Below are 17,295 nucleotides of genomic sequence, written 5' to 3'. Positions count from 1 at the left end.
CTATTCTGCCTCTTGAATCAGCTTTTGCGCATGTAGTGCCAGCATATGGTCAGGCTGCACGTCAATGGCTTTACCAAGCATCTCAAGTGCTTCGTCTTTTTTCTCTAAGTACGCATACGCAACCCCTAAATTATAAAAGGCATCTGCATGCTGCGGATCACGCGTAATGACTTCAGTAAAAGTTGTCACCGCTTCCTCCAGCATGTGTTCATTGGCTAAACACATGCCAAATTGAAACCTTGCTTCATTATCCTCTTCGTTTAGTTCAACGGCACGCTGAAGATACGGCATCGCAAGCTTTGGCTGCTCTAATTTGATGAGCGTCTGCCCGAGCATATAAAACAAATCACTATTTTCCATGCCCGCTTTTAGTGCTTGTTCAAAGTAGTCTTTCGCTTTCATAAAGTCTTCTTTTAATGTATACACATTTCCTGCCCCGTAATAGGCTGCAGCTGCGGTATGATCAAGTTCAATAGCTTTTTGAAAAAAGTTTAAAGCACGTTCAAATTCATTGATACTTGAAAGTAAGTTCGCAAAGTTAATATATGGAACCGGGTCCTTCGGGCTTTTTTCGATCGCTTTTGTAAAAGCTTCAGCTGCTTTTTCGATATTCCCTTGATTCAAGGCTTCTATGCCGATTTCGTTATGATTCATTCGCTCTCTCATCCTTTCATTAAAAAACCTCAACAGCGACGTTGAGGTTTTGAAACATGCTACACATACGACAGCTTTTGACCATCTTTGAAGACATCGTCAATTGTACCGCCGCCAAGACATTCGTCGCCATCATAAAAAACAACCGCTTGTCCCGGGGTAACAGCACGAACAGGTTCATCAAAGATAACCATCGCTTCTTGCTCACCTGTCATTTTGACCTTCACATGGTGATCTTCTTGACGGTATCTGAATTTTGCTGTGCAGGTTAATTCACCGTTTTCTCCGACAATATGAGGACGAGTCCAGCTGATATTAACGGCTGAAATGCTTTCAGAGTATAAAAGTGGATTGTGGAAGCCTTGTTCAACAAACAAGATGTTTTTCTCCAAGTCTTTTCCAACGACAAACCAAGGATCACCGCTGCCGCCAATGCCAAGTCCTTGGCGCTGACCGATCGTGTAATACATCAGTCCATCGTGCTCCCCTTTTACTTCTCCGTCCATTGTCTGCATCACACCAGGCTGTGCAGGCAAATATTGACTAAGGAACGTTTTAAAGTTTCTTTCTCCGATAAAGCAGATACCTGTTGAATCTTTTTTCGCTGCTGTTGCGAGCTCTGCTTCTTTAGCTAATTCACGAACCCTTTTTTTCTCTAAATCACCGATTGGGAACATGACTTTATCAAGTTGTTCCTGAGTCAGCTGATTTAAGAAATACGTTTGGTCTTTGTTTGCATCAAGACCTCGCAGCATTTTGACTTCATCGCCTGTTCTGTCAACACGGGCATAGTGTCCTGTTGCCAAGTAATCCGCACCAAGTGAAAGTGCATGCTCAAGGAATGCCTTGAACTTAATTTCTTTGTTACACATGACATCTGGGTTTGGCGTTCTGCCCGCTTTATATTCATCAAGAAAATATTGAAACACTTTGTCCCAATATTGCTTCTCGAAATTCACTGCATAATAAGGGATTCCAATTTGGTTACATACGCGGATGACATCCTCATAGTCTTCCGTTGCTGTGCAAACACCATTTTCATCAGTGTCATCCCAGTTTTTCATAAATATGCCGATGACATCATAGCCTTGCTCCTTTAACATAAGAGCGGCAACTGATGAATCGACTCCTCCGGACATACCGACCACAACTCTTGTATCTTCTGGTCTTTTTGTCATCTTCATCAACTCCAATTTCAATGAAACAACATGCGCGTTTCGTTCTTCAGGTGCTTCGCTGTTTCATTTTTCACACACGAACAAAAGGAAGCATTTATTTGGCCAGGCGTTTGACAACAGCCGCTATCTTACGTGCCGCCTGCTTCACATGATCCTCTTCATTCCCAAGACCGAAGCTTATTCTGACTGAGGACGTCAGCTCTTTTGCTTCTTCGCCATACATGGCACTTAACACGTGCGAAGGAAGGACAGATCCAGCCGTACATGCCGATCCGCTTGAAACAGCAATTCCTTCCATATCTAAATTCACAAGCAGCGATTCAATGGAGACGCCCGGGAAATGAACATTTAAAATGTGCGGCAATGTCTCTTTCGGATGTCCATTGATAGAGAAATTGAGAGATTCCTCTTCGAATACTTGCAGCATGGTTTCTTTGAGCTTACCATAATGCATCGCTTTTTCTCTTCTATTTTGCTTCGTTAATTGAACAGCTTCTGCAAGCCCAACAATTCCTGCCACATTTTCAGTGCCAGCACGGCGCTTTCTTTCTTGTTCGCCTCCGAATATTTGCGGAGAAAGCTTCACGCCTTCGTTTACATATAAAAAACCTGTTCCCATCGGACCATTCAGCTTATGGCCAGAAGCAGATAAAAGATCAATATGGAGATCTGCTGCATCAATAGGCACTGTGCCAAACGCCTGCACTGCGTCTGTATGAAAATGAGCCGTGTGATCACGCAGAAGTTCGCCAATGGCTTTGATTGGCTGAATCACACCTGTTTCATTATTGCCGTACATGACGGTCACAAGAACCGTATCATCTCTCAATGCTTGTTTTAATTGATCAAGATGAATCAATCCTGTTTCGTCCACATCTAAATATGTCACTTCAAATCCTAGTTTTTCTAGGCGTTCACATGTATGCAGCACCGCATGATGCTCTGTTTTCACTGTGATGATATGTTTTCCTTCATGCTGTCTTGCCATGGCAACACCTGTAATTGCCAGGTTGTCCGCCTCGGTTCCACCGCTTGTGAGGATGATCTCCTGCGGTTTACAGTGTAATTCTCCTGCAATGACTTCTCTTGCTTCATCGAGCCACTTTCTTGCCTCGCGCCCATATGAATGAATACTAGAGGGATTGCCAAATATCTCTGTAAAGTACGGCATCATCTTGTCCACAATACGCTGATCCATCGGCGTTGTGGCCGCATGATCTAAATAGATTCGTTCCATTTCCGGTACACCTCTGATCTAAATATAGAACATATACGAGTCTTGATCCCCGTCATCTGTGTAGCTTGCCAAGTCTTCAAGAGTTGTATTGTCTAGTACGTCTTTTACTGCATCACGAATACGAATCCATAGTTCACGCTTTGCTGGTTCTTCGTTTTCGATGACTTCAACAGGACTAATGGGTCCTTCTAATACACGAATAATATCACCTGCTGTGATCTCGTTTGGCTCATGTGCAAGAACATAGCCGCCATACGCTCCGCGGATACTTTTTACAAGACGGGCATTGCGGAGTGGTGATACAAGCTGCTCTAAATAATGCTCAGACAAATCATTGTTTTGAGCGATTGATTTTAATGATGTAGGGCCTTCGCCATGTTTTTTGGCTAATTCGATCATGATCGTCAGACCATATCTGCCTTTAGTTGATATTTTCAAGTTAAACACCTCTGCGTTTTCTATTCTATGTCATCAATTATTTTTCTGATTTCATATACGCTGATATATAGACCAAAAGCAATTATATCATACTTTCAGCCAACTTTCATTTACGGGTTCTGAGCATGATAGAAGGACGAATCCCTTTTCTATTTGAAGAAATTTCGGTACTCTATACAAACAAGACATTGCTATAGGAGAGATAATTATGAAACCTTTAGCGTACCGGATGCGCCCAAGTCATATTGAAGACATTATTGGGCAGGAGCATCTTGTTGGAGAAGGTCAAATTATTAGGCGAATGGTCGAGGCAAAACATTTATCCTCGATGATTTTATATGGACCGCCGGGCATCGGCAAAACATCGATTGCAACCGCGATTGCTGGCAGTACAAGCATTGCTTTTCGAACGCTGAATGCGGTCATTCATAACAAAAAGGATATGGAAGCTGTTGCCGCTGAAGCGAAAATGAGCGGCCAGGTGATCCTTATTTTAGACGAAGTCCACCGGCTTGATAAAGGAAAGCAGGATTTTCTTCTTCCTTATTTAGAAAATGGCATGATCATTTTAATTGGGGCAACAACGGCTAATCCCTATCATGCGATCAATCCTGCCATTCGAAGCCGGACACAAATATTCGAGCTGAAGCCGCTTGAAACAGAGCAAATCAAAGCTGCGTTAACAAGAGCCTTACAGGATGAGCATCGCGGGCTTGGCGGCTATGAGGTGACAGTGGACGATGAAGCGATGAATCATTTTGCCAATGGATGCGGAGGAGACGTGCGTTCTGCTTTAAATGCACTCGAGCTCGCTGTCTTATCGACAAAAGCTGATGAGACAGGGCATATCACAATTACTCTTGCCGCAGCAGAAGAATGCTTACAAAAAAAGAGCTTCTCACATGACAAGAATGGTGATGCTCATTATGATGTCCTCTCGGCTTTTCAAAAATCCATTAGGGGATCTGATACAGATGCGGCGCTGCATTACCTTGCCAGACTGATCGAAGCAGGAGACCTTGAAAGCATTTCAAGAAGATTACTCGTGATGGCTTACGAGGACATTGGCTTAGCCAGTCCGCAGGCAGGCCCCCGCGTGTTAAGCGCAGTGCAAACAGCAGAAAGAATCGGTTTCCCAGAAGCACGAATTCCGCTGGCGAACGCAGTGATTGAGCTGTGTCTTTCTCCTAAGTCTAATTCGGCATATAAGGCGATTGATGCGGCACTTGGTGACATTCGTACAGGGAAAATTGGAGAAGTTCCAGTTCATTTAAAAGATGCTCACTACAAAGGCGCCACAGCACTCGGAAGAGGCGTCGATTACTTATACCCACATGATTACGAAAATGGCTGGGTGAAACAGCAATATTTACCTGATCCGCTGAAAAACAAGCAATACTATGTACCGAAACAAACCGGAAAATTTGAAGGTGCATTGAAACAGGTCTATGAAAATTTAAAACGCCAGAAATAAAAAAAGCCCCCTGCATGTTAGCAGGCGGGCTGTTTATTTATCCTTCACACGTGTAATTGGAATATCTTTTAAAAGCTTCATAATGACATGACCACCCATGATTAGTCCGGCAACAGACGGAACGAACGCATTAGATGATGGCGGCATTTGCGCCTTGCGAATCTTCGCTTCATCATTTCCAACTTCTTTTCTGACATCTTCGCGAATGACAATTGGACTTTCATCAGAGAAAATGACTTCAATTCCTTTACGAATCCCTTCCTTACGCAAACGTGTTCTCACAACTTTTGCAATAGGATCAGTATGTGTTTTTGAAATATCATCAATTTTGAAGCGTGTCGGATCTGTTTTGTTCGCAGCTCCCATACTTGAAATGATGTTCACACCTCGTTTCAGACACTCTTTCATTAAATGAATTTTATAGTGAATGGTATCTGAGGCATCAATGACATAATCAAGCGGATACTCAAAAAATTGCTCGTATGTTTCCTCTGTATAAAACATCTTCAGGGCAACAACTTCACATTCTGGATTAATATCAGCGATTCTCGCCTGCATTAAGTCAACCTTTGGCTGGCCAACTGTTGATAGCAATGCTGGAAGCTGACGGTTTACATTTGTAATATCAATATCATCTTTATCAACAAGAACAATACGGCCAACGCCTGAACGCGCGAGTGCCTCTACTGCGAATGAACCAACGCCGCCCACACCAAGCACTGCAACTGTACTGTTTTTTAGTATATTTAAGCCTTCCTTGCCAATGGCAAGCTCGTTTCTTGAAAACTGATGTAACAAGTGCCTCACTCCACCTTTATTTAAAATGAATCGAAAGAATCATATCATATTCAGACTTCTCCGTCATCCTTCTCTAAAAGAAAAAAACACAAAAAAGTCCCGATGACGCCGCCAGCATTTCCTTCGTTTTGAACCCCGCACCATGCAGGTGGGTGCTTTCTTCCTGACTTTATAAGTCCTCTAAAGAGGCATTTATGCAGAAAGGAAAGGCAAGCTCCCGTATAAAAAAATGTTCGGTCAAAACTAGGTAACCACCGTACGTATCAGGACTTTATTTATTGATTGATGAAAGCATATCATAGGCATATTTCTTTTTCAAGCGTTTACATACCTATAAACATGCGCCTATTTTACTGTTTTACTTTTGTTTTAATCGCTAAACTCAGCTCATCAAGCTGCGCCTCGCTTACATGGCCAGGGGCATCTGTAAGAACGCAGCTCGCACTTGCCGTTTTAGGGAATGCAATCGTATCTCTTAAGTTAGAGCGGCCTGCAAGCAGCATCACTAAACGGTCAAGCCCAAGCGCGATTCCGCCATGCGGAGGAACACCATGCTCAAACGCATCCAGCAGGAAGCCAAATTGTTCGTAAGCTTCTTCTTTTGAAAAACCAAGTAAGCCAAACATCTTTTCTTGAATGTCCTTTTCAAAAATACGAATAGAACCTCCGCCAAGCTCGTAGCCATTCAGGACAAGATCGTAAGCCTGAGCCTTCATGTCTTCCGGGCTTGTTTCAATTAATTCAAGATCATCGCGAACCGGCATTGTGAATGGATGATGGGCAGCATAGAAGCGGCCTTCTTCTTCATCTTTTTCAAGCAGCGGCCAATCGACAACCCATAAGAAATTGAATACAGACTCATCAATCAGTTCAAGCTCTTTACCAAGTTTTAAGCGAAGTGCACCAAGCGCATCATGGACAACAGACGTCTTATCTGCAACAAAGAGTAAAAGGTCGCCTTCTTCAACTTGCAGCTGTTCCTTTAATTCAGCTTGCTTTGCTTCATCAAAGAATTTAGCGATCGGACCTTTTAATTCAGTCCCTTCTGCTTTTAGCCAAGCTAGACCTTTTGCACCGTAGTTCGCTGCAAATGCACCAAGTGCATCAATGTCTTTTCTTGAGTAGTTCGCTGCAGCCCCTTTTACATTGATGGCTTTCACAGCTCCACCATTTTTCACAGCTCCGCTAAACACTTTGAAATCGGAGTCTTTTACCGTATCTGAAATGTTCACCAGCTTCATCTCAAAACGTGTATCCGGCTTATCAGATCCATAAGAATTCATCGCTTCATCGTATGTCATACGAGGTAATGGCAATGTAAGGTCTACGCCTTTGACATCTTTCATCACCTTCGCCATCATCTCTTCAGCAAGCGTCATGATGTCCTCTTGACTCATGAAGGACATTTCAATATCGACTTGTGTAAATTCCGGCTGACGGTCAGCACGCAAGTCTTCATCTCTAAAGCAGCGGGCAATTTGATAATAACGGTCCATCCCAGAAACCATCAGCAATTGTTTAAATAATTGCGGAGACTGAGGCAGTGCATAAAATTCTCCCTCGTGTACACGGCTTGGAACAAGATAGTCACGCGCACCTTCTGGCGTACTTTTTGTTAAAATTGGTGTTTCAATGTCTAGAAAGCCGTTGTCGTCTAAGAAATGGCGGAATGCTTTTGTGACTTCATGTCGCATTTTCATTGTTTCAAACATTGCAGGGCGGCGAAGATCCAGGTAACGATATTTTAAACGAACATCTTCTGATACCTCGTCTGCTTGATCTGAAATCACAAATGGAGGAGTCTTCGCTTCATTTAAAACGGTAACCGTTTCGACTTGAATTTCAATTTTGCCCGTTTTTAAATTTGGATTGATCGTTGCTTCTTCTCTTGCGACAACCGTTCCTTTAATATCAAGGACATATTCATTACGGATTGATTCTGCTGTCTCAAGCGCCTCTTTTGATAAGTCTGGATTGAAGACAACTTGTACAATCCCTGTACGGTCGCGCAAATCAATAAAGATTAATCCGCCTAGGTCACGCCTTTTTTGAACCCATCCTTTTAATACAACTGACTGACCAATTTGGTCTTCTGTTACTTCTCCACAATAAAAAGTTCTACCAAACACAAACATTCCACTCCTTCTTTACGCTTTCTGGTGGGCCTTCAACATTTGAATCAGCTCATCAAGCTTCACTTCAATTTGTTCACCCGTTGTCGTATCTTTCACATTCACAATTTGCTGCGCTAGCTCATCTTCACCAAGAACTGCAATAAATTTGGCTTTTAATCGATCAGCCGCTTTAAATTGTCCTTTTAGTTTCTTCCCTGTGTAGTCCATTTCACTTGAGATACCTTCTTTTCTCAGACGGTTTAATAATGAAACAGAATAATCCTTCGCTTCATCTCCGAGAGCAGCAATGTATAGATCAATACCATCCTGGAGAGGAAGCTCAATTCCTTCAGCATCGATCGCAGATAAGAAACGTTCAATACTCATCGCAAATCCAATCCCTGGTGATTCAGGACCGCCAATTCCTTCAACGAGTCCATCATAACGGCCGCCGCCAGCTAATGTTGTAATCGCACCAAAGCCTTCTGCATTACTCATGATCTCAAATGCTGTGTGATTGTAGTAATCAAGACCGCGTACTAAATTTGGATCGACGACATACTCAATGCCTATATCTGATAAGTATTGTTTGACCTTTTCAAAATACGTCCGTGATTCTTCATTTAAATAATCTTGAATGGATGGAGCGGTTGTCATCAGTTCATGATCACGATCCTTTTTACAATCAAGAATACGCAGCGGATTTTGATGTAAACGAGTTTGACAGTCGTGACAGAATTCCTCAATTCTTGGTTCAAAGTGCTTGACCAGTGCTGTGCGGTAGTCTGCACGGCTCTCTTTGTCACCAAGGCTGTTAATGACGAGCTTTAAGTTAGAAAGGCCTGCTTTCTCATACACACTCATCGCAAGCGAAATGACCTCTGCATCAATAGCAGGATCCTTGGAACCAATCGCTTCGATTCCAAATTGATAAAATTGACGATATCTTCCGGTTTGCGGACGTTCATAGCGGAACATTGGTCCGATGTAATAAAGCTTTGTTGGCTGAGCCGGCTGTGCGAACAATTTATTTTCAACATAAGAGCGTACAGTTGAAGCTGTTCCCTCTGGACGAAGTGTGATGCTGCGTCCTTTTTTGTCTTCAAATGTGTACATTTCTTTTTGAACGATATCAGTTGATTCGCCTACTCCCCGTGCAAACAGCTCAGTATGCTCAAAAATCGGTGTGCGGATTTCTTTGTATTGAAAGGCTGCACATGTATCTCTCGCAATTTGTTCAACATACTGCCAGCGTTCTGACTCTCCAGGTAAAATATCCTGTGTGCCTCTTGGAATATTAAAACTCATTTTTCGTCCTCCTACGACCATCATTCATTTTTTATGTGGACATATAAAAAACCCCCGCCTCTACTATGTGTATAGTAGGGACGAGAGTTATACCCGTGGTGCCACCCTAGTTGGAACATGATCAGCATGTTCCCGCTCAAATCCTTAACGCAGATTCACGTTCTCCGCCTATTGACTCATTTTTAGAGCGTTCAGCAGGAAACCTACAGAGTGTTCTTTCGTGATAAATGCCATGCGGATTCGCTTTCAGCCTAAGGCGAGTCCTCTCTGCTCACGCAATTTACCCTACTATTCTCTATCATCAGTTCCACATTTTAAATTTTCAAGTGTGTTGATTTATATTATAATAAGGTCGGTGCTGCCACTCTGTCAACCCTTGCCGTGCCTCTTTTTCTTTTCCAGCTCTTCTTTTGACGTACATCCGTATTCAGATGCGGTCTCTTCAAGGAAGCCTGGCTGATCCATTTCGTCGTGCTGCCAGCGGTCGATATCACGATGTCCATTATATTGCACTCGTCCTAATTTTCTGCTTAATCTCATGTTTGTACATCCTTTTATCACATTTTTATTTAGTATAAACAGATTGATTCATTTTTATTAGGGAAACTGCAAGGAATTCATCCACTACATAACGAATTAACATTCATCGGTTTTACAAGGGAGGGGAAAACACCGTTTTGAATCTGAAAAAACACAATCAAATGATGATGCTGCTTACTTGTTTTGTTCTCATCGCGAGTTCTTTGCCTATGACACATGCTACAGCACAAACAGATCAAGCTGTTGTCGCAACAGATGAAATCAATGTGAGAACGGGCCCTGGTTTAAGCTATGGAATTGCAGCTGTTGTGAAACGCGGCGAAAGTTATCCTATTCTCACAGAACAAGGAGAATGGGTGCAGATCCAATTATCAAACGGACAAAAAGGCTGGGTCGTCTCATGGCTGATTACCACATCATCCGGCGCTCAAAAATCCGCGAAGCCAAAGGCGCAAGGTCAAAGCACGGCTGGAGGCAGTACAATTACATCGACAGCTTCCGATCTTCGCATCCGGACAGGCCCTGGGACTTCCTATCAAGTGATTGGTACTTTCCCGCAAGGCGCTACCGCTAAAAAGCTCGAGACAAGCGGCGAATGGACGAAAATTTCGTATAAACAAGCAGAAGGCTGGGTTCACTCTGATTATGTTTCAGGGGGGCAGAAAACTTCTCAATCAAGTTCCGGCGAGTCCTCTCGCTCTAACCAGACAGGCACAGTTGGCGTATCGAGCTTGAATGTGAGGCAATCGGCCGCACCAAATGCACAAGTCATCGCTTCACTTGCCCGCAACACACAGATCACCATTTTGCGAGAGCAGAACGGCTGGTATGAAATTGAGGGGAAAGGCGTAAAAGGCTGGGTTGCAAGCTATTACATTGTCACAGGCAAAGGAGCAGGCTCTGCACCTGAAAAGAGTTCATCCTCTTCGGCTTCTGAGCAAAAAGCATACATTGTCTATGACGGCACCAACATTCGAAAAAGCGCTTCTACCTCTGCTGGGATTGCAGAAAGAGCAACAAAAGGAGCTGCCTATCAAATTGTTCGGACGCAAGGTGACTGGTACGAGGTGACACTATCAAACGGCGGAACTGGCTACGTGGCGAGCTGGGTCGTTCAAACGAAGAAAAATAGCAGCGAAGCGCCAAGGCCTCAGCAGGATTCATCGTCTGGAACTGGTTCTTTAAAAGGAAAAACGATTGTTCTTGATCCTGGTCATGGCGGAAAAGACAGCGGCACGATTGGCGCAGACGGTGCATTTGAAAAGAACATCACCATCAAAACCGCCAATTTACTGGCAGGCAAATTAAGGGCTTCTGGTGCAAATGTATATTTAACAAGAAGTGATGATACCTTTATCAGCCTTCAATCAAGGGTGGCGACATCTCATTACCGAAATGCAGATGCATTTATTAGTCTTCATTATGATAGTTTTATGGACCAAAGTGTTAGAGGAAGTACAGCGTATTATTATCACGCAGCAAAAGATCAGCAGTTAGCGTCAAGCGTTCATTCCGAAGTCGCAAAACGCTCTCAAATCCCTGATAAGGGTGTCAAATTCGGAGATTACTTTGTTTTAAGAGAAAACAAACGCCCTTCCCTTTTATATGAACTCGGGTACTTAAGCAATCCACAGGAGGAAGCGATCATTTATAGCGCCTCTTACCAAGAACGAGTCACAGAAGGAATGACTGAAGGATTAAAACAATATTTCCGTTAAAAAGAAAGAGGCCTCTGCGCCTCTTTTTTGTTTGACCGCAAAAGAAAAAGACTCTAAACAAACTCCCGCATGAGTTCATCTACAGTCTAAAGAGAATCTATTCTTTGCTGTCCATCAAGATCGTGACCGGTCCTGAATTGGTCAATGACACGTCCATCATCGCACCAAAACGGCCAGTTTCGACATGGATGCCTTTTTCTCTAAGGGTTTTATTGAAACATTCGTAAAGCGAATTGGCTGCATCCGGCTTGGCGGCTTTCATAAAATTCGGCCGTCTGCCCTTTCTCGTATCACCATAAAGGGTAAATTGAGATACAGACAGAACGCTTCCTTTTATGTCCAATAATGAACGATTCATTTTCCCGTTTTCATCTTCAAAAATACGTAAATGTGCAAGCTTTTCAGCTAAGTAGAGCACATCTTCTTCTGTATCTTCGTGTGTGACACCAACAAGCACCATATAACCTTCGCTTATGGCACCTGTGATCTCTTCTTCTACCTTAACAGATGCATTTGTCACACGCTGCACAACAAGCCTCATAGACGATATACTTCCTTTCTAATTCATGAATCGGCGAACAGAGTAAATGTCTTTGATTTGCTTAATGCGTTCGACCACTTTGTGCAAATGGTTAATATTTTGGATAAAGATCGCCATATGGATCGTCGCCACTTTGTTACGATCAGACTTCCCAGAAACAGAGGAGATGTTCGTTTTGGTTTCGTTGACTGCTTGAAGCACCTCATTGAGTAAGCCGCGTCTATCATATCCTAATATTTCAATTTCCACATTGTATTCTTTACGGTTTTGAGCAGGCTGCTCATGCTCCCACTCGACCGGAATTAACCGCTCCTGCGCTTCTCCTGTCTTTACGTTCGGACAGTCCTCGCGGTGAACAGATACACCTCGGCCCTTCGTAATAAAACCGACAATGCTATCACCAGGAACAGGATTACAGCACTTAGATAAGCGGACAAGCAGGTTATCAATCCCTTTGACCCTAACGCCAGCTTCCCGTTTTTTCCCGTGATACGTCTTTGGTTCGACCGTCACTTCTTGAACGGTTTTCTCTTGCTCTTCTTGGTCTCTTTGTTTTCTTTCTTTTTCCGTTAAACGATTGGCGACCTGTAGTGCAGTAATGCCGTTATATCCAACAGCTGCATACATGTCCTCTTCGTTTGAAAAATTAAATTTGTCAGCCACTTTTTGCAGGTTTTCAGCGGTCAGAATGTCTTTGACGTCAAACTCAAGGTTTTTGATTTCTTTTTCCACGAGCTCTCGGCCTTTTTCGACATTTTCTTCACGGCGCTGTTTTTTGAAAAACTGTCTGATCTTGTGCTTCGCTTGGGAGGTTTGGGCAAGCTTGACCCAATCCTGACTTGGCCCGTAGCTGTGCTTTGATGTCAGAATTTCAATAATGTCACCTGTTTTTAGTTTGTGATCGAGTGTGACCATCTTGCCATTGACCTTGGCACCAATCGTCTTATTCCCAATTTCCGAGTGAATCCGGTAAGAGAAATCAATCGGAACTGAGCCCGACGGCAGTTCAATGACGTCTCCTTTTGGCGTAAACACAAACACCATATCAGAGAAGAGATCGATCTTTAACGACTCCATAAATTCTTCTGCATCTGTGGATTCATTTTGGAATTCAAGAATTTCTCTAAACCAAGAGAGCTTCTTCTGGAAGACCGCTTCTTCCGTTGATTCTGCTGACTCTTTGCCTTCTTTGTATGCCCAGTGTGCCGCAATTCCGTATTCTGCAATTTCATGCATTTCCACTGTACGGATTTGAACTTCAAGCGGATCACCTTTTGGCCCAATCACCGTTGTATGAAGAGACTGGTACATGTTCGGCTTTGGCATCGCAATATAATCCTTAAATCTGCCCGGCATCGGCTTCCAGCATGTATGGATAATTCCGAGCACCGCATAACAGTCTTTAATGCTGTCGACCAAAATACGAACGGCAAGCAGATCATAAATTTCATTAAACTGCTTATTTTGCAAGACCATTTTGCGATAAATGCTATAAATATGTTTTGGTCTGCCAGAAAATTCAGCCTTGATGTTCACCTCAGACACGCGGTCTTTTACTTCATTGACAACCTCGTCCAAGTATTCCTCACGTTCCGCTCGTTTGCGCTTCATCAGATTCACAATCCGGTAATATTGCTGCGGATTTAAATAGCGGAGTGCTGTATCTTCAAGCTCCCACTTAATCTTTGAAATCCCTAATCTGTGCGCAAGCGGTGCAAAGATTTCAAGTGTTTCATTTGAAATTCTCCGCTGCTTTTCCTGCGGAAGGTGTTTGAGCGTTCTCATATTATGAAGACGGTCTGCCAGCTTAATCAAGATCACGCGAATATCCTGCGCCATTGCAACAAACATTTTTCGATGGTTTTCGGCCTGCTGTTCTTCTTGTGATTTATATTTAATCTTCCCGAGCTTTGTGACACCATCAACAAGCATTGCTACTTCTTCGTTAAAATGCTCTTTTAAATCCTGTAATGTCACATCTGTATCCTCAACTACATCGTGCAGGAAACCGCCTGCAATGGTTGATGGGTCCATTTCAAGGTCAACAAGAATACCCGCCACTTGAATTGGATGGATAATATAGGGCTCACCAGATTTCCGGTATTGCTCCTTGTGTGCATTTTCAGCATATTCATATGCTCGCTCTATAAATTGAATATGTTCAGCGGACAGGTATTCTCTTGCCTTGTCAATGACCTGCTGCGCCGTTAAAACTTGTTCGTTCGCCATGGAATCACCTTTTTAAATGAAAACTGTATTGTAGTTTATTATCAAGAAAAATTCGATAGATGTAAAGAGAAGAAGTCCGCTAAAAGATTTTTGATAGGAAAAAAGCACCCTTCTTACTGAGTGCTTTTTACGAAAAACTCCATTAGTATTGCATTAACGTCATGATGTCGTAGCCGTCAAGCTTCTTTCTGCCGTCCAGATACGTCAGCTCAATCAAAAATGCAATCCCTGCCACAACGCCGCCTAATTCCTCTACAAGCTTGATGGACGCTTCAATTGTTCCACCAGTTGCCAGTAAGTCATCTGTAATTAGGACACGCTGACCAGGACGAATCGCATCTTTATGAATCGTTAATACATCTTTACCATATTCCAAGCCGTAATCGACTTTAATGACTTCACGAGGAAGCTTTCCTTCTTTACGAACCGGTGCAAAACCTACACCAAGTGCGTATGCTACAGGGCAGCCAATAATGAATCCACGCGCTTCAGGTCCAACAATGAGATCAATGTCTCTTTCCTTCGCGTATTCAACGATTTGATCCGTTGCATAACGGTACACTTCGCCTTTATCCATTAACGTTGTAATATCTTTAAATTGTACACCTTCCTTTGGGTAGTCAGGTACAACTGTCACATATTGTTTTAAATCCATCTTTTCCTTTTCCTCCTCGTACGTCAAAGCACAGGTGAGACTTCGCTCATCATGCTATTCAGCCATTCCTTCAGCTCTTTAGCTGAGGAATATGTTAGTGTTTGATCGAGTTCCATCAATCGTTGTTTTGCTGTATAGGACGCTGACGCCGTTAAATCTTTTTTAGGGGCATCAAGTACTATTGACAGCACACCATTCTCTATTTTAACAAAACCGAGTTCAAAAAACACCTTTGTCATAAAAATGATTGTATCTTTTGTCCAGCCTCTATGTTTGGCAAGCTCCATTCCTTGTTCTTTGATAGGAAAACTTCCTCGTTTAAACAAGAACCCATAAAACCATTTGAATTGATCACGGCTTGGGAAAGAGGACATAAAATGATCTTCTTTTCTTTGAAAAACCGTATAAATTCTTGCAGGCTTTTGATTTTCTAAAAGCTGCTTCAGCAATTGCTCATCTGCGGGAACATCTGCAAAGACCACATACTTTCCTTGTACATCAAATGTTGATACATTTTCTGCATGAACGTGATGAATGGGGAGATCGACGTCCTGTTTTGTTGCTTCATCAAAACAGACAACCAATGATTTTTCTGAATCAAGTGTCGAAACTTTCTTCTCCCAATCCTTTTTCCCGCGCAGATCAAACAGCTGCCATTCATCAACTCGTGCATCTTTTAACATCAGCTGGGGCTTCTTCCGGTTATTCCATTCATTAACCGACATTTCTCCAATCACAGAAATGCGGCTTCCTGGAACAATTTCCTCTTTTAATTTCCCTTGGTGAAAACCAACACAGTCAAGCAGTGTGTCTTCGTCTTTCAGAGACATTTTAATATGGTTGTGATTTGCCCCAATCGTTCGGATATCTTCAAGCTTCGCATCTTCAATCATAATGAACGGTTTTGGGTTTGACATACCAAATGGTGACAGCATCCCCGCTTCTTCAATCGCTTGAACCGTCAATTCGTCTACCTTGCACACGGCATCGACCCGCTGAATTGGAATAAAATCTTCTTCCGTCAATGTTTCATTTGCATATTGATTTAATCTTTCCCTTAGTAAAGATACATCATCCGCTCGAAGTGTCATCCCTGCTGCCATCGGATGCCCGCCGAAATGCGGCAGGATGTCGCGGCATTTGCTTAGATGGAAAAATAGATCGAAGCCAGGAATACTCCGGGCTGATCCTTTTGCCATTTGCGTCTCTTCATCTATTCCAAGCACAATCGCCGGACGAGAAAAAGTATCCGTCAATTTAGAGGCAACAATTCCGACAACGCCCGGATTCCAGCCAGCTTTCGCTACAACAATCGCAGACTGGTCATCACCTGCCTCTTCCACCATTTGAATGGCTTCTTCTGTGATCGTACTGACAATCTTTTGTCGTTCTTTATTCAGTTCCTGGACAAAACGAGCGAGCTCTTCTGCTTCATCCTTATCCTCAGTCATCAGAAGATGAACGGCTGGATCTGCCTGTTCAATTCGCCCAACAGCATTCAGCCTTGGCGCAATTTGAAAGCCGACCGTTTCCTCGTTCGCTTCTTCTAAAGTGGCTCCCGCTTCTTTCAATAACGCTTTTAGTCCCGGTCTATTCGACTGCCGAAGCTGCACAAGACCTTTTTTGGCGAGCCATCTATTCTCATCGTGAAGCGGTACGAGATCCGCGATTGTCCCGATGGCTGCAAGATCTAACAGCTGAACTGGCAGCTTCCCAAGAAGTGCATGCGCCACTTTAAACGCGACACCTACACCAGCAAGTTCTTTAAAGGGATACTCACAGCCCGGCTGCTTAGGATGGACAATGGCAAGTGCCTCAGGAAGCTCCTCACTTGGTTCATGGTGATCTGTAATGATCAGGTCTAACCCTATTTCTTTTGCAATACGTGCTTCATTGACAGCAGCAATGCCTGTATCGACCGTGATGACAAGCGATGCTCCTTGCTCCTTGATATATCGAAATGCCTGTTCATTAGGCCCATAGCCTTCTTTAAATCGATCTGGAATATAAAAGTCTACTATCGCAGACCGCTCTTTTAATGTATGTAAAAGTACAGACGTACTTGTCACACCATCTGCATCATAGTCTCCGAAGATCACAATCGATTCCTGCTCTTCGATCGCTTTGTTGATGCGCTCTACTGCTTCTTTCATTCCTTTTAATAGGAATGGATCATGAAATTCGGCTTTTTGATCAAATAAAAAAGACCTCGCCTCTTCTACTTCTTCAAGTCCTCTTTTTACGAGAAGCGATGCAGTCAGCGCTGAAATATTCAGATTTTCAGAGAGTGATTTCACTTTTTCTTCGCTTGGATGTTCATATTCCCAGCGCATTTTGGATAATAACATAAATTCACCCCTCAACCACACTATTATACTAGAGTGGCCTGAGGGGTTTCAATTTTTATTTTA

At 43.1% G+C, this 17,295-nt stretch carries 14 protein-coding genes, 1 other RNA gene and 1 other annotated feature; of the genes, 2 read left to right on the top strand and 13 right to left on the bottom strand.

The features are described from left to right. The 4 genes from M1D84_RS06615 to cymR all read right to left on the bottom strand — a co-directional run bounded on the left by M1D84_RS06615 (position 1) and on the right by cymR (position 3,507). Positions 1 to 654, bottom strand: coding sequence for a tetratricopeptide repeat protein (locus tag M1D84_RS06615; protein ID WP_056767976.1), 654 nt, complete (start codon positions 652 to 654; stop codon positions 1 to 3). A gap of 59 nt (positions 655 to 713) precedes the next feature. Next, a complete protein-coding gene (gene mnmA / locus M1D84_RS06610) occupies positions 714 to 1,832 on the bottom strand; it encodes a tRNA 2-thiouridine(34) synthase MnmA (protein ID WP_024423123.1) in 1,119 nt (372 codons plus the stop codon). A 94-nt stretch (positions 1,833 to 1,926) separates the two neighbouring features. After that, the gene (locus tag M1D84_RS06605) at positions 1,927 to 3,069 is read right to left on the bottom strand and encodes a cysteine desulfurase family protein (RefSeq protein WP_024423124.1); all 1,143 of its coding nucleotides are present in this window, start codon (positions 3,067 to 3,069) and stop codon (positions 1,927 to 1,929) included. Positions 3,070 to 3,087: 18 nt separating this feature from the next. After that, on the bottom strand, positions 3,088 to 3,507 hold the full coding sequence (gene cymR, locus M1D84_RS06600; RefSeq protein WP_024423125.1) for a cysteine metabolism transcriptional regulator CymR: 420 nt from the start codon (positions 3,505 to 3,507) through the stop codon (positions 3,088 to 3,090). A gap of 208 nt (positions 3,508 to 3,715) precedes the next feature. On the opposite strand from cymR, the gene M1D84_RS06595 reads away from it, so the two are divergent. Continuing rightward, positions 3,716 to 4,981, top strand: coding sequence for a replication-associated recombination protein A (locus M1D84_RS06595; RefSeq protein ID WP_044331684.1), 1,266 nt, complete (start codon positions 3,716 to 3,718; stop codon positions 4,979 to 4,981). Positions 4,982 to 5,014: 33 nt separating this feature from the next. On the opposite strand, the gene M1D84_RS06590 is transcribed toward M1D84_RS06595, so the two are convergent. The 5 genes from M1D84_RS06590 to M1D84_RS06570 form a co-directional block, all read right to left on the bottom strand. Further along, the gene (locus tag M1D84_RS06590) at positions 5,015 to 5,779 is read right to left on the bottom strand and encodes a tRNA threonylcarbamoyladenosine dehydratase (protein ID WP_024423127.1); all 765 of its coding nucleotides are present in this window, start codon (positions 5,777 to 5,779) and stop codon (positions 5,015 to 5,017) included. Positions 5,780 to 5,871: 92 nt separating this feature from the next. Continuing rightward, positions 5,872 to 6,052, bottom strand: a non-coding RNA gene (gene ssrS / locus M1D84_RS06585) — 6S RNA. A 77-nt stretch (positions 6,053 to 6,129) separates the two neighbouring features. Then, positions 6,130 to 7,908: an aspartate--tRNA ligase gene (gene aspS / locus M1D84_RS06580; RefSeq protein ID WP_024423128.1), complete on the bottom strand. Its 1,779-nt coding sequence runs from the start codon at positions 7,906 to 7,908 to the stop codon at positions 6,130 to 6,132. Between the two features lie 18 nt (positions 7,909 to 7,926). Next, positions 7,927 to 9,201: a histidine--tRNA ligase gene (gene hisS, locus M1D84_RS06575; RefSeq protein WP_024423129.1), complete on the bottom strand. Its 1,275-nt coding sequence runs from the start codon at positions 9,199 to 9,201 to the stop codon at positions 7,927 to 7,929. A gap of 73 nt (positions 9,202 to 9,274) precedes the next feature. Further along, positions 9,275 to 9,512 (bottom strand) — a binding site (T-box leader). Between the two features lie 58 nt (positions 9,513 to 9,570). Further along, positions 9,571 to 9,741 (bottom strand): YrzK family protein, encoded by a 171-nt coding sequence (locus M1D84_RS06570; RefSeq protein ID WP_003216250.1) that lies wholly within the window; start codon positions 9,739 to 9,741, stop codon positions 9,571 to 9,573. 137 nt (positions 9,742 to 9,878) lie between these two features. On the opposite strand from M1D84_RS06570, the gene M1D84_RS06565 reads away from it, so the two are divergent. Next, positions 9,879 to 11,459, top strand: a complete 1,581-nt coding sequence (locus M1D84_RS06565; RefSeq protein ID WP_122631820.1) for an SH3 domain-containing protein — start codon at positions 9,879 to 9,881, stop codon at positions 11,457 to 11,459. A gap of 97 nt (positions 11,460 to 11,556) precedes the next feature. Here M1D84_RS06565 and dtd read toward each other — a convergent pair whose 3' ends face one another. The 4 genes from dtd to recJ form a co-directional block, all read right to left on the bottom strand. Then, positions 11,557 to 12,000: a D-aminoacyl-tRNA deacylase gene (gene dtd, locus M1D84_RS06560; protein WP_024423131.1), complete on the bottom strand. Its 444-nt coding sequence runs from the start codon at positions 11,998 to 12,000 to the stop codon at positions 11,557 to 11,559. 18 nt (positions 12,001 to 12,018) lie between these two features. Beyond that, a complete protein-coding gene (locus M1D84_RS06555; RefSeq protein ID WP_024427858.1) occupies positions 12,019 to 14,229 on the bottom strand; it encodes a RelA/SpoT family protein in 2,211 nt (736 codons plus the stop codon). A gap of 142 nt (positions 14,230 to 14,371) precedes the next feature. Then, positions 14,372 to 14,884: an adenine phosphoribosyltransferase gene (locus tag M1D84_RS06550; protein ID WP_024423133.1), complete on the bottom strand. Its 513-nt coding sequence runs from the start codon at positions 14,882 to 14,884 to the stop codon at positions 14,372 to 14,374. Between the two features lie 23 nt (positions 14,885 to 14,907). Further along, positions 14,908 to 17,232 (bottom strand): single-stranded-DNA-specific exonuclease RecJ, encoded by a 2,325-nt coding sequence (gene recJ / locus M1D84_RS06545; RefSeq protein WP_268414551.1) that lies wholly within the window; start codon positions 17,230 to 17,232, stop codon positions 14,908 to 14,910. Between the last annotated feature and the right edge of the window lie 63 nt (positions 17,233 to 17,295).

Source organism: Bacillus sp. PK5-006, assembly GCF_054161415.1.
The sequence above is the reverse complement of the archived record's forward strand: the minus strand, read 5'-3'. Positions and strand labels throughout refer to the sequence as shown.

Bases quoted from the DNA above. Each gene is read 5' to 3' on its own strand.
- M1D84_RS06615 (WP_056767976.1), bottom strand. From the start codon at position 654: ATGAATCATAACGAAATCGGCATAGAAGCCTTGAATCAAGGGAATATC.
- mnmA (WP_024423123.1), bottom strand. From the start codon at position 1,832: ATGACAAAAAGACCAGAAGATACAAGAGTTGTGGTCGGTATGTCCGGA.
- M1D84_RS06605 (WP_024423124.1), bottom strand. From the start codon at position 3,069: ATGGAACGAATCTATTTAGATCATGCGGCCACAACGCCGATGGATCAG.
- M1D84_RS06595 (WP_044331684.1), top strand. From the start codon at position 3,716: ATGAAACCTTTAGCGTACCGGATGCGCCCAAGTCATATTGAAGACATT.
- hisS (WP_024423129.1), bottom strand. From the start codon at position 9,201: ATGAGTTTTAATATTCCAAGAGGCACACAGGATATTTTACCTGGAGAG.
- M1D84_RS06570 (WP_003216250.1), bottom strand. From the start codon at position 9,741: ATGAGATTAAGCAGAAAATTAGGACGAGTGCAATATAATGGACATCGT.
- dtd (WP_024423131.1), bottom strand. From the start codon at position 12,000: ATGAGGCTTGTTGTGCAGCGTGTGACAAATGCATCTGTTAAGGTAGAA.
- M1D84_RS06555 (WP_024427858.1), bottom strand. From the start codon at position 14,229: ATGGCGAACGAACAAGTTTTAACGGCGCAGCAGGTCATTGACAAGGCA.
- M1D84_RS06550 (WP_024423133.1), bottom strand. From the start codon at position 14,884: ATGGATTTAAAACAATATGTGACAGTTGTACCTGACTACCCAAAGGAA.
- recJ (WP_268414551.1), bottom strand. From the start codon at position 17,232: ATGTTATTATCCAAAATGCGCTGGGAATATGAACATCCAAGCGAAGAA.